Annotated in this window: 4 protein-coding genes; 1 reads left to right on the forward strand and 3 read right to left on the reverse strand. The window is 45.4% G+C overall.

Annotation, left to right across the window (positions count from 1 at the left end):
* The coding region (locus RIE73_RS33000; RefSeq protein WP_446405188.1) for a hypothetical protein at positions 1 to 236 on the forward strand (236 nt) is incomplete at its 5' end.
* Between the two features lie 169 nt (positions 237 to 405).
* On the opposite strand, the gene RIE73_RS33005 is transcribed toward RIE73_RS33000, so the two are convergent.
* The 3 genes from RIE73_RS33005 to RIE73_RS33015 form a co-directional block, all read right to left on the reverse strand.
* Positions 406 to 1,353 (reverse strand): putative 2-dehydropantoate 2-reductase, encoded by a 948-nt coding sequence (locus RIE73_RS33005; RefSeq protein WP_446405189.1) that lies wholly within the window; start codon positions 1,351 to 1,353, stop codon positions 406 to 408.
* Between the two features lie 75 nt (positions 1,354 to 1,428).
* Positions 1,429 to 1,650, reverse strand: a complete 222-nt coding sequence (locus RIE73_RS33010; protein ID WP_446394438.1) for a CHAT domain-containing protein — start codon at positions 1,648 to 1,650, stop codon at positions 1,429 to 1,431.
* A gap of 340 nt (positions 1,651 to 1,990) precedes the next feature.
* Positions 1,991 to 3,005 (reverse strand): Rpn family recombination-promoting nuclease/putative transposase (locus RIE73_RS33015; RefSeq protein WP_446405190.1); only part of this gene is annotated, 1,015 nt, incomplete at its 5' end.

Here is a 3,005-nt window from a genome sequence, read left to right on the forward strand (position 1 = left end):
GGACCTGCGCCCGATTTAATCATCAAATCTATTCCACAATTTTAGCTGTGTCATGCTGCAATTTTGGGCAAAAATTAAAAGTTAGTCAGGGCGGGTTTTGTATAAAAGTTATTAGCCATGGCGACATGAAATTTCCTAAACCCGCCCCTACAAATATCGGGTTTTGCCTAAAAGTTATCAGCCATGGCGACATGAAATTCCCTAAACGCTTTACCGCTTACGTCGAGAAACCGTAGGGGCGCAAAGCTTGCGCCCGATTTAATCGTCAAATCTATTCCACAATTTTAGCTGTGTCATGCCGCAATTTTGGGCAAAAATTAAAATTTAGTCAGGGCGGGTTTTGCATAAAGGTTATTAGCAATAGCAACATAAAATTCCCTAAACCCGCCCCTACAAACCCAATCCCTAATCGCCAATCGCGATATTTCTGGCATCTAGGAATTTTAATTGCTGATAGAGCATCGTTATTTTAGGAACCGCCATCCCAACCGCTTGCGCCGCCCGCATCGGGTTGCCAAACATGGCTTCGACTTCCAAGGGGCGATGACAATCATAGTCAATTTTCATGCTGGTACGATAGGGTTTCATTTTCATCGTATAATCCAGCATTTTTTGAATAAAACTCTCCTTTATCTCTAAACCATACCCCGCCGCCCCAGCTACAACCTCTCGCATCAATTGTTCCGATAGCTGATGCCCATGACTATCTTTCATCATCGCATCCGTTGTCGCATCTAAGACGACAGATAGACCATTATAGGGAATATTCCACACCAACTTTTTCCACCGGGCGAGGAGTAAATTATCGGCAAGCTGAATCGGAATATTGGCTTGTTCAAAGTCAGCCGCAATCTGACGCATTGTCTGTGTAATTCCTTGAGGCTGATGGTTATTTCCATAAGCACCTAGCTGGATTTGACCATAATCGAGATGGTGAATTTGACCCAAATCAATTTTATTAGAACAGACAAAGCAGAGTCCCCCTAATACTTCGATACTTTCCCCGACGATGGCGGCAATTTCAGGTTCAACCCCTAACCCATTTTGTAACGTAATCACTACAGTTCCAGGTTTAACCAGAGGCGGAAGCAGGTGCGGGAGGAGATGATTTTGGGTGGTTTTTAGAGCGATTAATACCACATCACAAGGGGGCATATCTTTAACCTGGTTGTAGGCATTCACCTGGGGTAAAGTAAAATCTCCCCAGGTTGACGAAATTGCCAAACCATGCTCTTTCACATAATCATAATCGCGCCGGAGGAGAAAATGGACATCAAGTCCCGCTTTTTGCAAGCAAGCGCCGTAAAAGCCTCCGATCGCACCTGTACCAATTATGGCGTACTGTCTTCCCATCGGCTGAATCCCCTGATTCTACTCCTGATTTATATCAAAAAATCGGGAAAATCGGCATTGATCTTATGTCATTATTCACACAACGGCAAAGAGTTTGGCGGTTCTGTCGAGAATCGAATATTGCATGGCGATAACTCCAGGGATACTACGCCGCACTAAATTGGGGGCAATTCCGGCAAAAACCTGGTGGGAGGATATGGCTGCACCTTGACAGGAATTGAGTACGGCTAACCCTAGGTTCCGGTTCCCTAAGAAGAAGTTAGCGAAGTTGGTGAGAACAGGGCGACCCGATCGCATTAAATGGAGTGGTGTTGTTAATTAAGCCAAGCGGGTCGCCCCTACAGGAGAATTACAGGGGTTTGGGTTCTGGTATCCGGCATGGGTGAAAGGGCAAGCGATCACCTATTCTTATCTATCCCGATCTGAAGACGCGATCGCACATCCATTCAACCCCGATAACCGAGAGTGCGATCGCTAGAACAGGGCGACCCGATCGCATTAAATGGAATTATTGTTAATTAAGCCAAGCGGGTCGCCCCTACATGAGGATTACAGGGGTTTGGGTTCTGGTATCCGGGATGGGTGAAAGGTCAAGCGATCGCCTATTTTTATCTATCCCGATCTGAAGACGCGATCGCTAATTAGAATTCTCTCCTGATGCGATCGCCTGCTGTAGGATGGCTTTATTCACCGAAGGTCTCAAAGTTTCCAGGGATGCCAGATTTTGAGCCAACCATTCCTCCACTGTCGCCGCCAGCTTACCTGAGAGACAATCACGCCAAGCCTGACGTTGTAGGGAATGGGCATCCTGCTTACACCACTGTGCGATCGCCTGAGATAGCGTTTCTATTTTATCCGGTAAAGGTTTGATTAACTCCGCCAACTCCGCTAAGTCTTGAGAAGAAAAAAGCGAACGGCGATGATTTAACAGTTCAATAAACGCAGCCACATTATCTTCAGAAAATGACTGTGCGGCTAGTTGAACAACATTCAGCGGTAAATCCAAACCCTCCGCAATCATCTCCAAACTCGCACCCAACTGCATCATGCGTGGTATCGCTTCCAACTTGGCTTTGAGTTTGCCTTCCTGTCTGCCTTCTGCTAACCCTTCCTGTTTCCCTTCTACTAACCCTTCTTGCTTGGCTTCCTGATAAACCTTGGTTTGTTTAAGTTCACTTAATCCTAACATGGCTTCTATCTCCTCCCGACTTTTTTGTGGTAATTTATAAACGATGATAGTTTCAATTAAATCAATCAGGTCACGTTTGGTCGTCTCATCCGTTATCTGAGTTTGAGCTTGTTCGATTAAGCGCCTTGCCTGTTCTGGGGCTGTCTGTTCCTGCTCAATCACTAGCTTAACAATATTAACCCCAACAGATGCCGATGCCTTATCTCCTAACTCATCCAAGTATATCCGAGTCACTCGGCTGAAGAGTTCCCGAAATTGTAACGGCTGTTCCCTCTCAATCCGGCGACTTGGATAAATCACCACTACCCGCCAAGGATAAGGCGGTTTGTATTGATTCAGAAAGATAAACAGTTCAGTAAATAAACGATAATATAAATTATCATCTCGTTGAAACTGAACCTCAACCACATAAAAGGGTTGGTCTAGAGTTTCGTTCTTAGGCAAAAACAACCCATCCAGTCGA

This window comes from Coleofasciculus sp. C1-SOL-03 (genome assembly GCF_040220555.1).
Taxonomy (GTDB): domain Bacteria; phylum Cyanobacteriota; class Cyanobacteriia; order Cyanobacteriales; family Coleofasciculaceae; genus Coleofasciculus.